Source organism: Methylobacterium sp. SD274, assembly GCF_017355285.1.
Classification (GTDB): domain Bacteria; phylum Pseudomonadota; class Alphaproteobacteria; order Rhizobiales; family Beijerinckiaceae; genus Methylobacterium.
Genome location: NZ_JADIJP010000018.1, coordinates 87,517 through 106,058 on the forward strand (window position 1 = coordinate 87,517; position 18,542 = coordinate 106,058).

The 18,542-nt window shown below is 60.2% G+C and carries 21 protein-coding genes; 12 read left to right on the forward strand and 9 right to left on the reverse strand.

What is annotated here, in order from left to right; all coding sequences use genetic code 11:
- Window positions 1-180 precede the first annotated feature (180 nt).
- Window positions 181-576, reverse strand: a complete 396-nt coding sequence (locus IPV08_RS16065; protein WP_207412589.1) for a hypothetical protein — start codon at window positions 574-576, stop codon at window positions 181-183.
- Window positions 577-702: 126 nt separating this feature from the next.
- On the opposite strand from IPV08_RS16065, the gene IPV08_RS16070 reads away from it, so the two are divergent.
- The 5 genes from IPV08_RS16070 (at window position 703) to IPV08_RS16090 (ending at window position 7,349) form a co-directional block, all read left to right on the forward strand.
- Entirely contained in the window at window positions 703-1,422 is a 720-nt protein-coding gene (locus IPV08_RS16070) for a transglycosylase SLT domain-containing protein (RefSeq protein ID WP_348646140.1), read from the forward strand.
- Between the two features lie 78 nt (window positions 1,423-1,500).
- Entirely contained in the window at window positions 1,501-2,772 is a 1,272-nt protein-coding gene (locus tag IPV08_RS16075; protein ID WP_207412591.1) for a tail fiber protein, read from the forward strand.
- 87 nt (window positions 2,773-2,859) lie between these two features.
- Window positions 2,860-5,073: a hypothetical protein gene (locus tag IPV08_RS16080; RefSeq protein WP_207412592.1), complete on the forward strand. Its 2,214-nt coding sequence runs from the start codon at window positions 2,860-2,862 to the stop codon at window positions 5,071-5,073.
- Between the two features lie 3 nt (window positions 5,074-5,076).
- Entirely contained in the window at window positions 5,077-6,738 is a 1,662-nt protein-coding gene (locus IPV08_RS16085) for an FAD-dependent oxidoreductase (protein ID WP_207412593.1), read from the forward strand.
- A complete protein-coding gene (locus IPV08_RS16090; protein ID WP_207412594.1) occupies window positions 6,738-7,349 on the forward strand; it encodes a hypothetical protein in 612 nt (203 codons plus the stop codon). Before IPV08_RS16085 ends, IPV08_RS16090 begins: the two co-directional genes overlap by 1 nt.
- 172 nt (window positions 7,350-7,521) lie before the next feature.
- On the opposite strand, the gene IPV08_RS16095 is transcribed toward IPV08_RS16090, so the two are convergent.
- A complete protein-coding gene (locus IPV08_RS16095) occupies window positions 7,522-7,896 on the reverse strand; it encodes a hypothetical protein (protein WP_207412595.1) in 375 nt (124 codons plus the stop codon).
- 954 nt (window positions 7,897-8,850) lie between these two features.
- Between IPV08_RS16095 and IPV08_RS16100 the strand changes: the two genes are divergently transcribed.
- From IPV08_RS16100 to IPV08_RS16125, 6 genes are all read left to right on the forward strand, one after another.
- On the forward strand, window positions 8,851-9,528 hold the full coding sequence (locus IPV08_RS16100) for a lysozyme (RefSeq protein ID WP_207412596.1): 678 nt from the start codon (window positions 8,851-8,853) through the stop codon (window positions 9,526-9,528).
- 76 nt (window positions 9,529-9,604) lie between these two features.
- Window positions 9,605-10,165: a hypothetical protein gene (locus tag IPV08_RS16105; RefSeq protein ID WP_207412597.1), complete on the forward strand. Its 561-nt coding sequence runs from the start codon at window positions 9,605-9,607 to the stop codon at window positions 10,163-10,165.
- A 345-nt stretch (window positions 10,166-10,510) separates the two neighbouring features.
- Window positions 10,511-10,660 carry a hypothetical protein gene (locus IPV08_RS24685; protein WP_246747984.1) on the forward strand — a complete coding sequence of 50 codons (150 nt, stop codon included), beginning with the start codon at window positions 10,511-10,513 and terminating at the stop codon, window positions 10,658-10,660.
- Window positions 10,660-11,118 carry a hypothetical protein gene (locus IPV08_RS16115; RefSeq protein WP_246747985.1) on the forward strand — a complete coding sequence of 153 codons (459 nt, stop codon included), beginning with the start codon at window positions 10,660-10,662 and terminating at the stop codon, window positions 11,116-11,118. Before IPV08_RS24685 ends, IPV08_RS16115 begins: the two co-directional genes overlap by 1 nt.
- Window positions 11,119-12,322: 1,204 nt before the next feature.
- On the forward strand, window positions 12,323-12,916 hold the full coding sequence (locus IPV08_RS16120) for a CatB-related O-acetyltransferase (RefSeq protein WP_207412598.1): 594 nt from the start codon (window positions 12,323-12,325) through the stop codon (window positions 12,914-12,916).
- Window positions 12,917-12,977: 61 nt separating this feature from the next.
- On the forward strand, window positions 12,978-14,399 hold the full coding sequence (locus IPV08_RS16125; RefSeq protein WP_207412599.1) for a glycosyltransferase family 61 protein: 1,422 nt from the start codon (window positions 12,978-12,980) through the stop codon (window positions 14,397-14,399).
- Between the two features lie 24 nt (window positions 14,400-14,423).
- Here the strand turns inward: IPV08_RS16125 and IPV08_RS24955 are convergent, their stop codons facing one another.
- Both IPV08_RS24955 and IPV08_RS16130 read right to left on the reverse strand, forming a co-directional pair.
- Entirely contained in the window at window positions 14,424-14,552 is a 129-nt protein-coding gene (locus tag IPV08_RS24955) for a hypothetical protein (RefSeq protein ID WP_281435348.1), read from the reverse strand.
- A 100-nt stretch (window positions 14,553-14,652) separates the two neighbouring features.
- A complete protein-coding gene (locus IPV08_RS16130; protein ID WP_207412600.1) occupies window positions 14,653-15,324 on the reverse strand; it encodes a hypothetical protein in 672 nt (223 codons plus the stop codon).
- Between the two features lie 57 nt (window positions 15,325-15,381).
- Here IPV08_RS16130 and IPV08_RS16135 point away from each other — a divergent pair, with 57 nt between their 5' ends.
- Window positions 15,382-15,918, forward strand: a complete 537-nt coding sequence (locus IPV08_RS16135; protein ID WP_207412601.1) for a hypothetical protein — start codon at window positions 15,382-15,384, stop codon at window positions 15,916-15,918.
- Window positions 15,919-16,064: 146 nt separating this feature from the next.
- On the opposite strand, the gene IPV08_RS16140 is transcribed toward IPV08_RS16135, so the two are convergent.
- The 5 genes from IPV08_RS16140 to bet all read right to left on the reverse strand — a co-directional run.
- Window positions 16,065-16,331, reverse strand: coding sequence for a DUF3310 domain-containing protein (locus tag IPV08_RS16140; RefSeq protein ID WP_207412602.1), 267 nt, complete (start codon window positions 16,329-16,331; stop codon window positions 16,065-16,067).
- Entirely contained in the window at window positions 16,312-16,833 is a 522-nt protein-coding gene (locus IPV08_RS25095; RefSeq protein ID WP_207412603.1) for a dATP/dGTP pyrophosphohydrolase domain-containing protein, read from the reverse strand. Before IPV08_RS25095 ends, IPV08_RS16140 begins: the two co-directional genes overlap by 20 nt.
- Window positions 16,834-16,849: 16 nt before the next feature.
- On the reverse strand, window positions 16,850-17,224 hold the full coding sequence (locus tag IPV08_RS16150; RefSeq protein ID WP_207412604.1) for an HNH endonuclease signature motif containing protein: 375 nt from the start codon (window positions 17,222-17,224) through the stop codon (window positions 16,850-16,852).
- Window positions 17,221-17,607 carry a recombination protein NinB gene (locus IPV08_RS16155; RefSeq protein ID WP_207412605.1) on the reverse strand — a complete coding sequence of 129 codons (387 nt, stop codon included), beginning with the start codon at window positions 17,605-17,607 and terminating at the stop codon, window positions 17,221-17,223. The genes IPV08_RS16150 and IPV08_RS16155 overlap by 4 nt, the downstream gene beginning before the upstream one ends.
- On the reverse strand, window positions 17,604-18,542 hold a 939-nt coding region (gene bet, locus IPV08_RS16160), incomplete at its 5' end, for a phage recombination protein Bet (RefSeq protein ID WP_207412606.1). The genes IPV08_RS16155 and bet, both read right to left, overlap by 4 nt.

An 18,542-nucleotide genomic window follows, 5' to 3' on the forward strand; every position in this document is an offset into this window, starting at 1 on the left:
TTTCTTAGATATCGCCAATGGGCAGGACGAATGGCCGAGCAGGATCGTATCTAGAACGTCCGCTTTAGGCCGGAGGGGTAGAGTTCGATCCCCACCCATATCGGACACTCAGGGCGGGTACCATTCGTTAGATCTTTGACCACTAGACGTCGTTAAGCGGGCGTTGGCGCTGGGGCTGAATCAATCCAGGAACACTCCGCTCCCGATCGATTTCTGAGTCTCGCGCTGATATCGGCACCACATCTGCGGTCCAGTGATTTTTACCTCCTGAAAACGACGCTTGAACTCGCGATCGATAGCAGGTTTCGCCTTCCCTTTCGGGAAGACACTATACGCCATATCGTTGAACGCCTTGCCGATCTGAAGTGCTTTGGGGCCATCCAAAGGATGGTACGGACCGCAGAATTGTAGGATCGCCGCCTGAACGCTTGCGGCACGAACGATACCTTCAGGGGTAGTGCCCTGCGCCCATGCCGTCCCCGTGAACGGAAGCAGCAAAAGGGCAGCGACTAGGCGCGGACGACGTCCAACGATGTGCCTGTTTGCGAACATGGCTCCCACAACAAGCTTCTTCATCGCCGAGCACCCCACCGTTGCGGTCAGACAATGGCCATGGGGGGGCACTGAAGTCGATGACTGCACGGCAACAGATCACGGGATCACGCGTCAATGGCCATGAGTCCTGACATTGCCGCCATCATCGTGGCGAAGGCCAAGCAGTATGGGCAAGACCCCTCGTACATGGTCCGTCAGGCCGAGATCGAAAGCGGGGGCAACCCCAACGCGAAAAACCCTAGTTCTTCGGCGGGCGGTCTCTATCAGTTCATCGATAGTACCGCGAGCCGATATGGACTGACCGATAAGTTCGATCCCGTCGCGGCCTCGGACGCAGCGGCACGTCTGGCCCGAGATAACGGCGCGCATCTGACGAAGACGCTCGGACGCACTCCTTCGGCCGGAGAACTCTACCTCGCTCACCAGCAGGGCGCGGGTGGAGCAGCCAAGATCCTCTCGAACCCCGATGCGCCTGCCGCGTCGCTGGTCGGGGCCAAGGCGGTGGCGTTGAACGGCGGCTCTCCAGGGATGACAGCGGCGGAGTTCGCGGCCCGCTGGACCGGGAAATTCGATGGTTCCGGTCCGGTAATGACCATGCCGGGTGACACGAGCCAGTCCGGTCGGTTCGGCATCTCCGGGGTTGAAGCCTCGACCAACGCGGCCCCGGTAATGGCGACGCCCGCTTCCGAGCCCGACGCGCCGCTCGATACGAACAAGCTTCTACAGACGCTCATGGGCCAGGGCGGGCAACAGGCGGCTCCGGCTGCTCCTGCGGCTCCACCTCCGATGACTCAGCCTTTGCAGCGTCCGGCACAACCGTTCGACCCGGCGGCCTTCTACGCCCTGCTCAAGCGCAAACGCCTCTAACCACCCTCAATCCCTGATGCCTGCCTCGGTCGCCCACGCTCCAGCGTGCGCCGTCGCTCGCCTGTGCCTGGAGCCGCGATGCCCGGTCTAAACAACTGGTCCCGGAATGCATCGTCCAACGATGTCTCCGATCCTCCGATCCTCTTGAACGAGGGCATGGCCGCTGCTGCGGTCAACAACTCCATGCGAGCCATGATGGCGTCGGTTGCCAACTGGCGCGACGACAATATCGGCATTCAATCCGCTTCGCGTGCGGCCGGCGACGCCTATCAGGTCTCCACCGTTCAGGGCTTCTCTGCGGCTGCGGCTGCGATGGGCCACACGATCTCCTTCCGCGTCGCGTCCAGCAATACCGGTCCAGCCACGCTCTCGCTCGATGGACAGGCCGCAAAGCCGATCCTTCGCAACAAGCTTCGGCAGTGCGGTCCCGGCGATATCACTTCGGGCATCATCTACTCGGTGGCTTACGTGCCGACCGAAGACGCCTATCTCATCGTCTCGCCGACGATCGATCGCCCTGGGCGGATCGTCGCTCAGGCTGACGTTGCGATGGAGCCGGGCTGGCTTCCCTGTGATGGTCGCGCGCTCTCCCGCACCGTCTACTCGGCCCTGTTCTCGATCATCGGCACGACCTGGGGCAACGGCGACAACTCAACGACCTTCAACGTCCCCGACCTACGCGGGCGGTCCATGTTCGGGGCCGACAACCTCGGCGGCACGGCGGCCAATGTTCTGACCGGTGCGGGCGGTGCGACGCGTCTGGCTGGTGCGCTCGGCAGCTCGGGCGGTGCCCAGACGGTTGCTCTGACGACCGCGCAGATGCCGAGCCATTCGCACACGGGTACTGCGGCGGCGGCGGGCGGACACAACCACGGCGGCTCGACAGGGTCGGCAGGCGACCATGACCATGGGGCCGCAACGGCGTCGGCCGGCGGTCACGCGCATTCCGGAACGACCAATGCTGGCGGGTCGCACACGCATGCTGGGTCGGCCGCGTCGGACGGCACTCACGCGCACAACGTCAAGTTCTCTCAAACCGTGCTGTCCGGCGGCCCCGACATCTACGCGGCAATCAGCATCGGCCAGCCGGGCGGGAACGGGACAACTGATGCTGCCGGTGCCCATACCCACGCTCTAAACATCAGCGCGGGCGGCGAGCACCAGCACGGATTCTCGACCGATCCGGTTGGCGGCCACACCCACACGATCAGTGCTGCTGCCGATCACACGCATTCGATCGCGGCTGCTGCAGACCACACCCACCCCCTGTCGCTGAACGACACGGGCTTGGGCTCCGCGCACGCGAACATGCCTCCGGGTGCCGTCGTCGCCTTCGCGATCAAGACCTAAGCGCCCCCGCCCCCACCCCAACCCGACCGCCATCCCGGCTCGCCTCGCTCGATCGAGGTGGCCTTCGCACGCCTGGAGAAGCCCAGAATGGGTGTTCAAGCATGGTCCCGAGATCCCGACGAAAACGGGCGGGCGGACCCCACCATTCCTGCAACCGATGGCGCTGCGGCGCGCGATTACCAGCGCGGCCAACGCGCGGTGATGGCGGGTATTCGGCGATTCGCTGACGATGTGGGCGGCGCCATTGTTTCCGGTGGAATCGACGACGCCTATACCGTCCAGACCTTCGGCGGCTCTGCGCCGTATCGTCGGGGCTCTTCGCTCTCCTTCATCGCGGATCGGGCAAACCTTGGCCCGGCAAGCTTGTCCGTCGATGGATACGTCTCGCTTTCTCTCCGGGACCGGAACGGGCTTCCTCTTCTCCCCAATGCTCTCCGCAAGGGCCGGCTGGCCCGCGTCTTCTACGATCCGGATGGTTCGTTCTGGCGCTTGGAGGGGCTGGAGGTCGTCAAGAACGACGATTTCGACGCCGCTCCTCCCGATACGATCAAGGGCAATAACGGTGCGGGTCTTGCCGATCTGACGGTCATTGCCGCTCGGACGCTCCTTCAGGTCGATCGCGTCGCCAACAAGTCCGAAGACGAGATGGTCGCCGAGGGCGTCATCGCGGAAGCTCTGGCCCAAAAGGCTACGCCCGCCGATATTGACGCGGCAATCGCGCCACTTGCGATCACGCTCGATGGCCGGCCCACGAAAGCCTACGTCGATGAGCAAATCGGGGTCGTGGGCACGGCGACCGCGACCGTTGCCACCGATGTCGCCGGGGTCAAGACGCAGGTTGCGGCCATCGCCGCCGGCCAGTCCTCGGGCACTATCATTGCCAATACCTGGGCCGTGCTTGCGGCGCTGACGCCAACCGCGAACGCCCGCGCTGAAGTCCTCGACAGCGACACCGGCACTCACACCGATCCGGTCGTAGGCGGCACCGTTCCGAACTCCGGCACCTTCGCTGGCCGCGTCACCGCGCCCATCGGCTGGGAACGTATCGGCCAGTCCACGGCCTCCGCCGCCGCTGCGCAAGTCGGCGACGCGATCCCGCTCAGCCCGCTCACCCGCGCCACAGCGCTCCAGCTCGCCTTCCGCGACCCGGACACGAAGCGGCTGACCGTCCTCTCCCCATCCGACAGCGCCGCCTTCATTCAGGAGATCGCCGTGCCCACCCTATACCCGACCGATCTTACTGACGTGGTGCTGAAGGAAACCTCCTCCATTATCCTGCCGGAAGATCCACAGCGTTCCGGCGATCTACTGATCCAGATTATCGACAAGGCCGATGCTGGGTTCAACTTCTCCAGCAACCCGGCCGTGATGGATGTGCCGGGTACTTGGGGCCAGAAGTCCGGCCAGTGGGTCAACCATGGCGATGTCGGCACCAAGGCGGTTGCCGGCGTCGTGCGGCGCGTGGCCGGCGACGGCAACACCAGCCCCCTGACGGCCAGGGTCAACCTTCGCGTTCGCCGCCGCGTGAACACGCCGATGCCGTCGAAGCTCGCGGACGCGATCTTCTCACGGTGGACGACCGATTCCGACATTCGCTTCAGGGACGCGATCCGCGCCGAAGTCGATTTCCTCTTCAAGAAAGGCATCTATCAGAAGCTCAAGGTCTGGTTCCTGCCCGGCGCCTCGCGCGCCAACAACATGGTGAACCTCGCCGACCCGGATGGGCCGCTGTTCATTGCGCATGATGGTGCGAGCGGAAGCATCGAGACCGCGCCTTACAAGTACATGAAAGGCAACGGTGTCGATCAGTACATCGATACGCAACGCCTGCCTGCTGATATCGGCCTGACCGTCGATGGGCACTTCCTGGCCGCCAAGATCTACCCCGGCGGCGGGTTCTACTCGAACGGATATGTCGTCGGCAATTCTATCAACTACTTCCTCCAGCCCGGCCGAAACGATGGCCAGTACGCCTTCCGCTCGGGCTCGGGTCTGGAAGTGAACGATACGCCGCTGCCGAATGACCGGTGGTGCGCGATGGTTCGTTCCAACGAAGCCGCAAACCTCACCGGCTTCGTTGACGAGACCAAGATCTTCACCCGCCCTCGCGTGCTGACGGGCCTTCCTACGCGGACGCTCAACCTGCTCGCCGGCAACGCCTCCCCTGGCTACGGCGCCTGCTCTCCTCAACCGCTGCACGGCGCCGTCGCGGGCTTCGGCCTGCTCGATGGCTCTGTCGTCGATGTCATCCAGTCGAACAAGCGCATCCAGGCCGTCATGGCCACGATCGCGGGGGCCTAAGCCATGACATACTTCGTCTGGGAGCCGAACTCCTCCGGCATCGTAGCCGCTTGCGCTGCCGCCAAGCGTGGGACCGATGCCATCCTTGCGGGCGCCGGTTCAGTCCTGGGAGCCATGTGGGCTGCTGGCCTCGGTCAGACCGATCGGGAAAGCACGTTCAAGCTTTTGAGCACGACCAGCCTGCGCTGGGGCATCCTGATCCAGTTCACGCGAGAATTTGCCGTGCGCGCGGGCGTGGAGGTCAATCCGAACAAGGAGCCTCCGGAAGTCCTGTTCCCGACCATGGAAGTGGTCCTGGCCGTCTTCCAAGACGAACTCGCCAAGTATGCCGAGGCGAAGGTCGTCAACGGCAAGCGCACCGGCAAGATCACGGTCGTCAAGAACGCGCCACTGCAAGCGGTCACGAAGAACCGCAAGGGCGACACGATCATGTCCGTCACCTGTGGTGGCAAAACTTTCGAGTGCCAGAACTACACAGATTGCTCGGACGAGGGCGATCTCGCGCGTCTGGCTGGCGCCACCATGCGGATCGGCCGTGAAAGCTCTGCCCTCGTGGGTGAGCCGACGAACGGTGTCCGGCCCGTCACCGCCAACACGGCTTTGGCATACGACCCCGCTACCGGCGAGCGGTGGCCCGACCTCGACGCGCGCCCCTATCAGAACATCGGCGATGCCGACGCGCGGACGATGGCGTTCAACCAACGCATCATCGTCACGGACGACGCCAACCGCATTCCGTGGGCGAGCCATATCAACAACCCAACCTTCGCCGCTTTCTACAAACCGTCCGACTACGACAACGAATTCCGTATCGCTCTGGAAAAGCTTTATGGCGTTATCCCCGGCTCGATCAGCAACGCGCCGCTTCGTCCGCCTGGGACGTATGCACAGTTCGACATGAACAATGGCGGTCTATTACAGATCGGCTCGAACTGGATCGGCAAATGGCTTGACTGGCCGTACATGACCTTTGCCGAGCGGGAGGCGTACAAGAACAAGTACACCCTTCGCACCATCGGCCTGTTTTACGACATCTGCACCAACCCTCGTTGGCTCACGATCCCGCGCACTAAAAAGTACGACGAGAACGGGGTCCTGATCTCCGACACTCAGATCGTCGAAGTGACGAAGCAGTGGGGGCTGGTGCCTGGGCTGTTCCCGGACAGCATCATTCCCGGCATGAGCCCGGCCATGTACGTCCGCGAGAGCTTCCGCATCGTCGGGCAGGAAGACATGATTTGGGACGACTGCGTCGCTCCCGAGCAGGACATCGCCGAGCCGATCACGGCCTATGGCTACCCGCATGCCGATGCGCATTGGGTGATGCGTGTCGCCAACGATGACGGCAACGTCGCGTTCGAAGGCGGCTCCGGCCTCGATAACAGACAGGAAATCGTCGCCACCTTCATGAAGTGGGGGGCGGTCAAGGCGCGCGTCGGTGAAGCGCGCAACCTTACGGTCGTCCGCTGCATCTCGGGCACGAAGATGGGCTGGATCACGGTCCGCCTGGAGATGTGCTGGATGAAGATCGCGAACGCGGTCGGCATCGCAGCGTCTGTGGCCAACGACAACGACTGTTTCACGGGCGACCTCGATTACCAGACGCAGCTCAAGCCTGCGCTTCTGGCCGAAGGCGCAATCATCTCGCTTCCGAGGGCTGCATAATGGCTGGCTTCGATATCCTGGCCGATGACAGCGTCGGCGGAACCACGACCATCATCGTTCAGGGCGGCGCGTCCTATCCCGTCTCGGCCGGCTTCGGCATGCTGTTCGGGTCCGCTGCCGGTGCGGTGCCGCGCGACATCATTTTCGAGGGCGGGTTGCGTGCGATCCACGCCAACGGCAAGACGCAGTCACCGATCTGGTACACCGAGCCGACCATCACGAAGCTCGCGGTGGCGACGATCAACGGCAACGCGACCACACCGACGCTTATAAAGATCATGGGCGGCATGGACGAGGTCCAGTGGACGCACGTGAGCTTCCAACGCTTCGTGACGGGCACTGACGGCTCGCTCTCTCCGGCCAACCTCTCAGGCGCGATCTACGCTGCTCCGCCGGTCAATGGCGTCTGGGCCGACGCTGCCGCTTTGATCCCGACGACGGTCATCGGCGGCCTTGGTGGGAACCGGGGCAAGCGCGTGGAGTGCTTCCACGATCTCCGTCGCCCGGTTGCTCTCTGGTATCAACCCGTCGTCCGGGGCGCGACCACCTTCGAAGTGTCCGTCTGGGGCATGCCGAAATGGGCACTGAACCACATCAAGCCCAAGGCGTGAGGCGAGGAAGTTTCTCGTCTTCCACGTCGGGCCTAACCCCGCCGCCGCACTGATCCGCGATCGATAGCACGCATCGCGTCCTGAAGAATCCCCTCCCGAGCCGGCTGGTCGCCGCGCAAACCCCCATCGAGAGGAGACTATGACCAACGCTAACAGCAAGCAGCCGCCGAACTCATGACATTTCGCTTCTGTCCACCATCATCTTCGATGATTGCAACAATGCTTGACCGATTTCTTCCGCTTTCGATTTTGTTAACATATAATGGATCGACGCGTCACTTGTTTCGATTTCTAGGAACCAAATAGAGTTTACGTCCGGAAGACGAATTATGCTATAAGAAATTATATCTAAAACTTTTACCGTTTGGTTGCCCGACTGGATTGCGTTGTCTTGTGAATTTACTGACATGAATAAACCTTTTGATTCATCAGGCTGAATTATTGCTGATTGTATTTTTAGACTAATGATCGCCGTTTTTTTCACGCCCGTCAACACAATACCTAGTCCATGCAAACTTTCAGCCCATGCCATAGCCGCCTTTGCCATTATTTCGAGGACCAACCCGCAAGTGCTCAGCGACTAAATGGCGCTGCGTACTTTTGCGACAGAGCAACTTAATGAGGTTGTTCTTCAAGACTATAGCCTGGAGATCCCTAGTAATTCGATGCTCACGCAAAGATATTGGTTCAAAGAATGCCGCGATGGTAGATCAACCGTCTGCCTCCGATAGTGACTCCCTAGACAACACGCACCCCAGTCGAACCTCAAGGCCGGCGGGAGGGCGAGAAAGCGGGCTGAGCAGCCGGGGGAGGATGCCCAACCCGCTGCCTCTTCACCGGCTGATTGATTACAGCGGAGCGGCATCAGAAGCTAAGGCAGCGCGGCATTACGGCGTCAACTGCCAGCCCGTCTTGAGCGGGCCAGCAGCAGTGTTCAAACTGCGGCCCAACACTCCGCCCGTGCAGCTTCGATCGTCGGGCACCACCCTTCCCGTATGACGAACTCGTCGAGGTAGGCCGCATATCGCCAACCGCCTTCGCGGGCGGGCCATATCGAGGCCGTGACTGTGTCGCCCGCCGGCATAAGTATCTCGAAGCATGTGAGCCTGAAATCCGATGGAATCTCGTCGTCTTCATCCATCGCCGCAGCCCAGCCTCCGCCCTTAGTATGCTCCCCTACAAAGCCTGTGCGGTTCGACACAATACCGCAGGCTTTGTATAGCATTGCGCGCTGTCGTGGAGAAATACTTAGAACCGCATCGGTGCCCGCCGCACTTTCGTGGCCGTCAGAGCCTCAGGCCAGTAGCCTGCCCACTCGACGAGCGCGAACGTCAATCCGACAGCGATCACGGTCAGCGCCACGATGGCCTCTGTCTTCGTCCAGCGCCGTCGCGTCCACCGGCTTAGGATGATCGTCAGTCTTAGAAGCTGGTCCATTCTGGCGACTTACCACTTCCGCGCCGGCCGGTCGCCGCGCAACCACCGACATCGTGAGACCAACATGGGCGCGTCTGCCATCATGACGCCGTTTGGCCTTGCCGCGCTCAAATCGCGGGAAGGTGTACGGCTGAAGGCCTACCTCGACAGCGTCGGCGTGCCGACGATCGGCTACGGCCACATCAAGGGTGTGAAGCTCGGCCAGGTCATCACGCAGGCCCAGGCCGATGCGTTCTTCCTCGAAGACCTGGCCTCGCACGCCCTGCCGATCCTGTCTGCTATCAAGGTTCCGGTGGCGGACCACGAGCGGGACGCGCTGATCTCCATCGCCTTCAACATCGGCGTGGGCGGATTCACCGGCTCGACGTTCCTCCGCCGCCTTAACGCGGGCGACCGCGCCGGCTGCGCCGAGGCAATCATGATGTGGAAGAAGCCGGAGGAAATCATCTTCCGACGCACCGCTGAGCGGGCCCAGTTCCTGACACCCTACAGCAAGGCGGCACCGAAGGCCCGGAGTACTGACGCGAAGCCCGTCAGCGCGCCGCTCTCGACGCTGACGCCGATCGACGTGCCACCGATCATCGCCGTGCCGCCTGCGCCCGTCGTGCTTACGCCGCCGGCACCGTCGCCCGTGCCCGTGCCGGCCACCAAGCCGCTCGCCGAACCCGCAGTCGTCGCTCAGCCAAACTTGCTGGCCCGCTTCCTCGTCTGGCTCGACGACACCTTCGGCTCCAAGCGCTGAACCCCTACGCTTTCCCGTAGGTCTAACCCGAGCCGGCCGGGCCCGCCGCGCACCCCTCCCACATCGTGAGCTTATCATGACCCGCAAGCTTCTGCTCGCGGCGCTGGCGTTCGCCTGCCTCGCCGTTTCGATCCTCATTCCGATGGCCGCTTTCGCGCAGGTCACCACCACGCCGAGCGTCACCCCGGCCGTCGTGATCCCCTACGGCGAGTATGTCGTAGCGGTGTCTCAGCTGCTGGGCGACATCCTCGTGCCCTTGCTCGTCGCCGTCATCATGGGGCTGCTGGGCAAATCCTATCCCATGGTCCGCATGCTGGTGTCGGAAGCGTTGGTCGAGCGCACCGTTCGGAAGTGGTTCGACTTCGGTGTAAACGCCACGGCCGGCGCGATGAAGGACAACACCGTGACCGTGCCGGTCGGGGCGGAGGTCGTCGCCAACGCGCTCCAGCGCGCGGTCAACCGGGCGGATGTGAACGCGGTCAGCAGCTGGGCAATGGACCAAGCCGGCGGCCCGGAAGAGGTCGCGCACAAGCTGTTCCGCATGCTGAAGCTTAATCAAGGCATCACGGTCGACGCAGTCGTGGTGCCTGCCCTCGCAAGCCTGTCGGAGATCCGCGCGGCCTCCCACGTCGCATAGGCCAACGCCGCACGCGGTCGGAGCCTTCGGAGACATCATGAACCAGTCGTGCAGGCCAAGCCGTGAGGAACTCCGTGAGAGCCGTATCGCAACAGCACAGACCGTTGGCGCCGAAATGCGCGACCGGCTCCCGCTTCCCGAGCGGGGGCTGGGCGAAGACGGCATACGCCGAGCCTACGATCTGGACGATGACGACGACCGTCGCGTCATGCGGTTCCCGGTGCACCTCCGGCGGCTTTTCTCCGCACTCAGCGAGGCTGATGTGGAGCGCATCGAGAAGCTCCTGCCCTCCGACCCGAGACCGTCAACTGGATTTCTGGCAAAAGCGCGAAGGAGCTTGAGAGCATGGACGGGGTCGTCGAGTTCGTTTCGTCGTCCCGGACCGCCGCCAAGGTGCTGATGTGGGTGTGCGGGACAGCAACAGCCGCAGTGCTGGGCGCGATTGCCCTGGCGAAGGGCGGCTTTGATCTCTTCAAGACCGTGAGAGGTGGCTGATGGGTCTGCGCATCTTCGGGTACGTCTGCCTCGGCCTCATCTGCACGGCCATCATCATACCTGCCGGCCTGCTCTGCTACTGGCTTTCCGATCGGCACATCCCGGTGGACGTAACCAATACGGAGGTGCTGACACCAGTGGCCCGCCCGGGCGGCAAACTCATCATTCGGCAGACGATCCGCTACACGCGGGACTGCCGGGGCCATGTCGACCGCGTTCTCTACGACGCCCACACCCACCGGAAGTGGCTGGCCGACGTCGACTACGAGCGCCCACCGCGCGGCTTGGGCGAGCACGTCATCACCTTCGTCGAGGATGTGCCGAGCTATTTCAAGGCGGGAGACGCCAGCTACCGCGCGGTGCCAGTCTACGCTTGCAACCTCGTCCATCATTACCTATGGCCGCTGACGCGCGACGAGACGGTCATCCGGTTCAATGTCGAGGGGAGCCCATTCTAATGGGCTGATCCCAAATGCACCACACCCCGCTGCCTTTATTGGGCTGCGTCCTCTCCATTTTAGACTGGATTCACGCTCGCTCACTGCATCACAAAAGGTTTATACCGGAATCTGAGAGGAGCATATCGCTCGTTCAGGCAGCGAGTGTACCGATATTCCTCAAGCAACTCTGATTAAGGAACGGACGCTTGACCAAATCATATCGAGCATGCGATCCCGAACTATTCAAACTTTCGTATCCCCCCCATCGCAAAGCAATAGTTATAGAAGAAATTCGTGGAAGAATCGTCAAAGGCGGCGAGGCCTTACTTGAGAAGGGGAGCGAGGTTACAATCGGAATGAGCTGCGGATTCATATTTATCTGGCGCGGATCTCGTGTAAAAACATGGAATGAGATTGTTATATTACCGCCCGACTTCTACAAGCTAAAGCTATCTGATCAGTGATGGGGCTAATTACTATACTAGATCGGGCCAATTGCATGGCGCTTGCGATAATATGTTGCGAATGCGCCACGTCTCACATAATCGTGAATAGACTCCTTGACGATACAACCAGGTCGAATTATGACACAACTAAATATCTAAATGCAGCAAATTTAGGTATTGGAGCTAGTTTTGGCGTCAGGAACCTATTTGGAGTTTAGTAGTGGAATTCATTGATTTTCAAAACTCCAGACGTCAGTTAAGTGACAAGGAAACTCGAGACTTAATAGGATTCGTTCGACCTCATTCCTCAGAAAATTACTGCTACCTGTTTAAGGGCCTTTACTATTTAATTGCAAAGATTGATGGCCTGTTCGAGTACGGATGGGATCCTTGTGGAATAGACGTTGCAGAAAACCTTTGGGAAGCTGAGGACGAATTATATTTCAAATTAATGAATAGCGATAGATAACCCAAAACTTAAGACGAATTAGTCACCAGTAGATTTTATTCTAGGAGTCGTGGCTTTGCTTAATATAAAGTCTGAGAACTCAAACACGGCGGTTGTAGAAGTCAGCCGAGATTTGAATGAGCTCTTCCATCAAATGCGGATTTTTCAATCCAGACGCAGAGTCGCGCGAAATGATACTAAGAATCCGTATATCGCAAGGTGGAAGCCCGGAACCCTCTTAGAAATTGGCAAACATGCAATAGTGGAGCCCTACGCTACATTTGGAGCAGGGGCTAAGATATTTCAGGTCGGATCATTTTCGTCTGTAATGTCGAAGTTTCACACGAATGCGTCGATAGGCCGGTATTGCTCAATCGCTTCAGGCGTTTCTATAGGCGGATTCCGTCATCCCATTGAAGCGGTTTCCATGTCGTCCGCAGTCTTCAATCCGCATCGAGAGTTTGTCAATGCTTATATAGAAGACATTGAAAGATCTGACGGTAAAGATTTCCATGATAAATTCCAAAAAGTATCAGTACCACAGAAAGGTACGAATATTACGATTGGGCATGATTGCTGGATCGGATCGGATGTGAAGCTCAATAGAGGAATTGTCATTGGGCATGGATCTGTAATCGCTTCAGCCTCCCTTATTACAAAGGACGTACCGCCTTATAGTATTGTTGGAGGTAATCCAGGAAAAATCATCAAGTATAGATTTCCGCCCGAACTTCGCGAAGCATTGATAGAGTCGCAATGGTGGAACTATGAATTGCGCGATCTACATAATCTACCGTTGGGAAATCCAGAAAAATTTTTATTAGAATTGAGCCAAGTCAAAAGCGATCTCCGTCCTTATTCGCCTCAAAGCAAACCTTTGTGGGACATAATCGTTACAGCATTGTCGCCTGCGTCGCGTTAGCGTAGACATCAAAGCGATAGACGGGATTATAGTTCCAATGGCGAAAGTTAACGAGCGTTCGTTGGCAACCCTGGCCGATACTCGGCAAGCGGCATCCAACGAAAACTGGCAACAAATTCTTAGTTGGGGTGAAAATGACGAGTTTTTATATCAGAGTCACCACATTCTAAAGGCCTACATCGCCGCGTCTTATGAACTGTCTTTCGAAGCCGGATTAGAGAAGGCGGCTGAACTGGTCTTGTCTTCCAGATGGCAACAACCGCATCGGTATTCATTCGCGCGCACCTTCGGCGCTGTTAAGCGCTGCGACCTAGCATGGAGAACAATCCAGGCAGGCGGGGATGCGGCAGCTGATCCGGCATTTGTGAAACAGGTCCGGCAGATTTTAGCCATTACAAGGGACGAAGGCCTGCGCGGGGAAATGAAGCAGGCAATTTCGCGGGCCATGAAGGGCGGCCTGTCGATAGAACCTTTGGTATCAACGTGGGAATTCTCAGCTAAGAACTCCAAATCCAGCTCTCTTGGTACTGCCATCGCGGCACTAAGCCCGCGCACGCACCCCCGTCATCTCGCCGCGTTTCAAAGCGCTATGGCAGAGGCCAGCGATGCTCTTATGGCTGCCAGACGACCTTCGCTTAGAGAATTCAACAATGTCTTTGTTGATCGTTATGGTCAAATATGGAGCGAAGATGGTGCCATTATTAAGACATCCGGCAAACCAATTTCTAGTGTAAAAAGACAGGATGTACCGCATCATGCCCAAGCGTTTTTTGGAATAAAGGCAACACGTGGAATATATCATTGGCTCGTAGATAGGGTTTCGAGCTACGCATGGATGCGTGATGGTGATCACCGTGATTTTCACATTCTACTAAGTGATCAAGCCCCCGCATTCGAAGCAGAAACTTTGAAGTTGCTCGGCCTCTCTGACCAAGTTGCAAATGTAGGCGATGCCGCGTTCGTCGAGAAATTGATTATCCCTCGAATCGGGTTCGCGGGTCTCATGTACTGGGATCAAGTCGCGCCGGTTTTCAACCGTCTGAAGCACATTTCCAACACGATTGCGAAAACGCATTCGCTCGAACCATATGACAAAATCTACATTTCAAGGGCTGACGCAAAACGGAGAACTTTGGTAAATGAAAAGCAAGTCGAGTCCGCACTCAGTGAGAACGGTTTCAACATCGTTACATTTACTGGGATGCCCCTATGGCAGCAATTTTTCATAGCTTCAAATGCTCGCGAGATCGTTGGTCCTCATGGGGCCGGCTTATCTCATATTATTCTCTGCAATCCTGGGACGAAAGTAAGCGAAATCCTTCCTATTAAAGACGGTACTTATAGCCTTCGTTTCAACTATGCTCGTTTGTGTCTCGCACGTGGCCTCGCTTACCAGGCCTGGCTGGAGCCGCAGCTTGGCGAAGGTGACAGTTGGTCGGTCGACGCAGCCGCGTTCCTGGAGTTCTTGCGCGCCAGAGGATAGGTGCCGACCCCAGGACGATCTCGCTCACTTGAACCAGTGCCGGGGGGTAAACCCATAGACGGCCAGCAAAGCCAACAGGGTGAGCAGCCAAGGCAGATCGCTGAGGAACGCAAAGAGGAGTAAGCCGATGTAGACTACGGCGATCGAGGTCATGATCGCCCCCACGTACGAGTTCACCGTGTGTCCATCCGTATTCTCCTCACTGCCGGCCGCCGTAAGGGCGGAGAGGGGCACCACTTATGGTATGCCAGTCTCAATTCAACCGGGTCAATCCGATCTCTTCAAGCTGCTGACGCCCTTCGCCGGTCAGCTCCTCCGTTTCGTTCTCGCTCGGATTGCTCTGAACGATCCGGAGCATGGTGTACTCGGTCTCCAGCCCGAGGACGCGCGCTTCCGCCGGGGAGAGCTTCGCCAGCGCGGCCATCTTCACGGAATCTGCGAACGCTTCGTCGTCCGGGAACAGCCTCTCCGTCACGTCGCGCGAGGACAGGTGAACCTCCACGAGGCGTAGCGTATCCCTTTGCACAAACGGATCGTCCCACTGGAAGGCACCGTCAATCACGGCAGCTTTCCAGATGCTGTGGAGGGTAGGGGTGATCGAGGGGAACACCGCTCTGGGTACCGATGAGGTGCCGAGTGATCGACCGTAATCGGGGGTGACGTACCTCCAGGCCGCATTTTTCGGATCGCGGCCGACCTTTACGACGAACGCGAATCCCGCCGACGATGTGTTCTGGGGCGGCTCGCTCGGTCGTCCTTTCCTGACCACCGCGCGTTTCAGGGCCTTAGCGCGCTTCTTATCCTTGGCCGTCAATCCGATTGCCATTGCCGTTCCTCCCCCGATCGAGTGCGTATGAGAGCCCCAAGGCACGCGGGATGAGGAGAGGACGATCCGCGCCGTCGTTTTCGTCGCGCCGTGGGCCATTCGAGACTTCCTGTTGACGGGCGCTCAACGCTCCTGTGGTGGAGGCTGAAGGCCCCCATGGTTGCTTCGGATCTCGCGCCACCGCGTCCACGCCATCTTCACCGCGTCGACCGCCTCCTGCTTCGTGGCATGCTCGCCATTCAATGCGCATCCGACCGTTCCGGGGGCCGCCTCAATGCCGTTAGCGAACCACAACCATCGACCGCTCTGCGGCCCTCCGTCCATCCGGTAGATCCGGCCGACGAGGGCTCCGTCATCGTGAGCGAGGAAATCGTGGCTACGCGCGGTGGCAGGGTAGGTGCGGGACCAAACGATGGTCATGCCTGCTTGATCCCGTGGTCCGAATCGTATCGGTGTTCTTTTTTCGTTCTCATGAAGGTTCCGATTATGCAAGCCACCCAGATTGCTCAGGTCGCAGAACTGTCGGACGCCGAGCACGTGGCCATCGCATACCAAGAGGCCGCTGGTGGTGACGTCTCCACCGCGCTTCTCTTCGCTGTCGAGGACATCCTCACCCTGGAGAGAAAGCTGGATGCCGCGATCGGGAAAGTCTCCCTTGGGTTTGTCCGTGGGCAACTGGATTCGGGCTCCTGAGCCCAAGGCGATTCCAGCATCTTGCGTCCCTGGGCGGTGGCGGTAGCATCCTCTCAATCCTGCCGATGCAGGCCCATCACCGTGAGGCGATCATGGCACGTCGAGTGAGAATCATGCCCGGAACTCCGACGCTCCGGTAAGTTCGGCTAGCCCGGCTTACCCACGGCCGGCGCGGGCGTCGCATTGGCGCCTGCGCCTTCCGAGAGGCGGCGAATCTCCTCGTCCACGTAAAACCTGGCCTTCCTCAGATCCTCGATCGGGGAGGGTGATTTTAGCCCCGCACGCCAAAGGTACTTCACCGCGTTCCCGACACAGAATGTCATGTGCCGGGTGATCGTGATGGCTTCAACACCGCTCGGATGGGACGTGTAGTGGCTCGGGTGGTTCACCGGATCATGCTGCGGCGAGGGCATCGCCTTCTCCGTCGCGGGTGTGCTCGATGGCTTGGTCCTCGGCGACCTTCCTCCAGTCGGGCCAGCGGCGGCGCGAATTGCGGAGCTGCTTCTCCTTGAGCATCCGGGGCAGATCCTGGGGCTTGCCGCCGTGGCGCCAGTACCCGTCGAGAGCGAGTATCAGGACGTCGATCCATTCGACTAGATCGGTCGGATCTGCCTCGATTTCCTTCAGCTCCTTTTTGATATGGGCGACCGTTCCCTTCGTGCGCGGGGCGGGGCCGAACGTTTCTCGGGACCAAACCATTTGCCGCGCGAGAGCCGTCGCGAGGTCGCTGTTTGGTGCGGCCGGCGTCGAGGCCAGAAGCGGTCGGATCGCGTCGTGAACGGCGTGCATAAGCCCGGCGCCGAAATCGATCAGGAGCGCCTTCTCGGCGTCCGTGGGCGTGTGATCGCCCTCGTCCGCCCGGAATTCGTACTCCTCCGCCTCGAGCTCAAGGTCGATGGTGCCAAGCGCGGCCACGATGCGCTTGTCGGTCTCAGTCTCGTCCATGGGGTCTGTATCCGATCTTCAGTTTGTCGATGGGGGTGGTGGCGCGGCGCCGGGGAGATCCAGGGCGGAATCCGGCAGACTTGATCTGCGGGGGAGGGCGGATGCCCCGGTGGGCGTCTTCCCGACGTTTCGCGCGGGCGATGTCGGCCACGTCGTTCTTGGTCTTCTCCTTGTGGCAGGGGTCACAAAGGACGGCGCAGTTCTCCAGGGTCGGCTCTCCGGTGAGGCCGTCCGGATTGACGTGGTCGTAGGCGAATTTCCCGAGGCTCAGCTTCGCACCGCAGCCCGGTCCTTCGCAGTGGCCGGCGGCGCGAACGAATGCATCGCGCTTCACTTTCTTCGAGAATTCCCGGCGGCTCATCCCTCGCCATCACCGAACACGACGCCACGCTCGGCGCCGAATGCGTGGATCAGCTCCAACAGGTCGCTGAACTCTGCCTTCGTCATGGCCGATGTGCGCATGCCGAGGGGGACGACCGTTCCGGCGTCGATGCCGGGCACCACGCGGGCCTTGCGGAGCGAGGCGGTGAAGATGTCCTTCCAGTCGTCCGGCGAGAGGCTTGCGCCGTACCACTCCACCTGACGGGACACGTCGCTCAGAGCGGCCCACAGCTTCCGGTTTTGCTCGTCCGATCGCTTGGCCTCGCGAAACTCGACACGCGTCCCGTGCGGAGCATTTCGAATCCACGTCGCGGCGCGCTCGCGGACATGGTCGGCGGTGAGGAAGAGGGTGCTGCCGTTCATGGCGCTGCGGCGTCCGCTGCTAGAGCCTTCTCGATCGCCTTCTTGACCTCCAGGGCATCGCCGGGGGCGTGCGCCCAGAACTGCTTGAGCCCCTCCCGGTTGCGGATCTGCCAGCCTCGGATCGCCGAGGGCTCGTCGATGTGGTTCAGGATGAACGCGACGGCCTTATCGGCGAAGACGCCCACGGGGACAGGCTCAAGCGCGTCCATGGGCTCCCACGAGGTGAGAATGGTCTTGCCGGCTCCGATGCGCTCCAGGCGATCCTGAGCGGCGCCCTCGGCGGCAGCTTCGGAGGGCAGCATGTCAACGACGCGGGTGCGGTCGATCTCCTCGGCCACGTAGACGTTGGACAGGTCATCCGGCCATGCCTTGCGGATCGCCAGGGCCTCGGCGACCTTGGCCAGCATGAGCCTTGGCATCTTCCCCCACTGGCCGGAGGTATCCAGGGTCTTGTTCCCGGTAGGCCCGCGCCGGCCGGTCTCCCGGTTTTCCGCCCATTCGTCCCGCAGGGGAGCATACTCCTCCCAATAGGCCGAGGCGGTCACCTTGAACCAAGCTCCGTGCGAATGCTTAAAGACGCGCACCGTGGCCTTGATCAGCCCGGCCGGGTTGTTCGTGCTCTTGAGGGCCGGATCGGTATCGTAGGTCGGCTCTTCCTCATCGGGCCGATATGCGCCCGTGCGATCCGCGATCGAACGCAGACCATCGATCGCCGTGATGATCGTGAGCTTCCTTTTCTCCGGGTTGCTCTTGTTATGGACGATCGCGAACACCTGCCGACGAAGGGGATCGAGCCTCAAATGGCGCGCGGTGTGCGCGAAGAGGTTGAACTCGTCGTCGTTGGTATCGGCGGCGACAGTCCGGCGGATAAGCGCGAGCGTCTTCGCGTCGTAGGACTGTGAGGGAGAGGGCAGGGCGACAACGTTCGACATCAC

Coding starts and splice junctions, on each gene's coding strand:
- IPV08_RS16065 (WP_207412589.1), bottom strand. CDS start 576: ATGAAGAAGCTTGTTGTGGGAGCCATGTTCGCAAACAGGCACATCGTT.
- IPV08_RS16075 (WP_207412591.1), top strand. CDS start 1,501: ATGCCCGGTCTAAACAACTGGTCCCGGAATGCATCGTCCAACGATGTC.
- IPV08_RS16080 (WP_207412592.1), top strand. CDS start 2,860: ATGGGTGTTCAAGCATGGTCCCGAGATCCCGACGAAAACGGGCGGGCG.
- IPV08_RS16085 (WP_207412593.1), top strand. CDS start 5,077: ATGACATACTTCGTCTGGGAGCCGAACTCCTCCGGCATCGTAGCCGCT.
- IPV08_RS16090 (WP_207412594.1), top strand. CDS start 6,738: ATGGCTGGCTTCGATATCCTGGCCGATGACAGCGTCGGCGGAACCACG.
- IPV08_RS16095 (WP_207412595.1), bottom strand. CDS start 7,896: ATGGCAAAGGCGGCTATGGCATGGGCTGAAAGTTTGCATGGACTAGGT.
- IPV08_RS16100 (WP_207412596.1), top strand. CDS start 8,851: ATGGGCGCGTCTGCCATCATGACGCCGTTTGGCCTTGCCGCGCTCAAA.
- IPV08_RS16105 (WP_207412597.1), top strand. CDS start 9,605: ATGACCCGCAAGCTTCTGCTCGCGGCGCTGGCGTTCGCCTGCCTCGCC.
- IPV08_RS24685 (WP_246747984.1), top strand. CDS start 10,511: ATGGACGGGGTCGTCGAGTTCGTTTCGTCGTCCCGGACCGCCGCCAAG.
- IPV08_RS16115 (WP_246747985.1), top strand. CDS start 10,660: ATGGGTCTGCGCATCTTCGGGTACGTCTGCCTCGGCCTCATCTGCACG.
- IPV08_RS16120 (WP_207412598.1), top strand. CDS start 12,323: ATGTCGAAGTTTCACACGAATGCGTCGATAGGCCGGTATTGCTCAATC.
- IPV08_RS24955 (WP_281435348.1), bottom strand. CDS start 14,552: ATGACCTCGATCGCCGTAGTCTACATCGGCTTACTCCTCTTTGCGTTC.
- IPV08_RS16130 (WP_207412600.1), bottom strand. CDS start 15,324: ATGGCCCACGGCGCGACGAAAACGACGGCGCGGATCGTCCTCTCCTCA.
- IPV08_RS16135 (WP_207412601.1), top strand. CDS start 15,382: ATGGTTGCTTCGGATCTCGCGCCACCGCGTCCACGCCATCTTCACCGC.
- IPV08_RS16140 (WP_207412602.1), bottom strand. CDS start 16,331: ATGCCCTCGCCGCAGCATGATCCGGTGAACCACCCGAGCCACTACACG.
- IPV08_RS16150 (WP_207412604.1), bottom strand. CDS start 17,224: ATGAGCCGCCGGGAATTCTCGAAGAAAGTGAAGCGCGATGCATTCGTT.
- IPV08_RS16155 (WP_207412605.1), bottom strand. CDS start 17,607: ATGAACGGCAGCACCCTCTTCCTCACCGCCGACCATGTCCGCGAGCGC.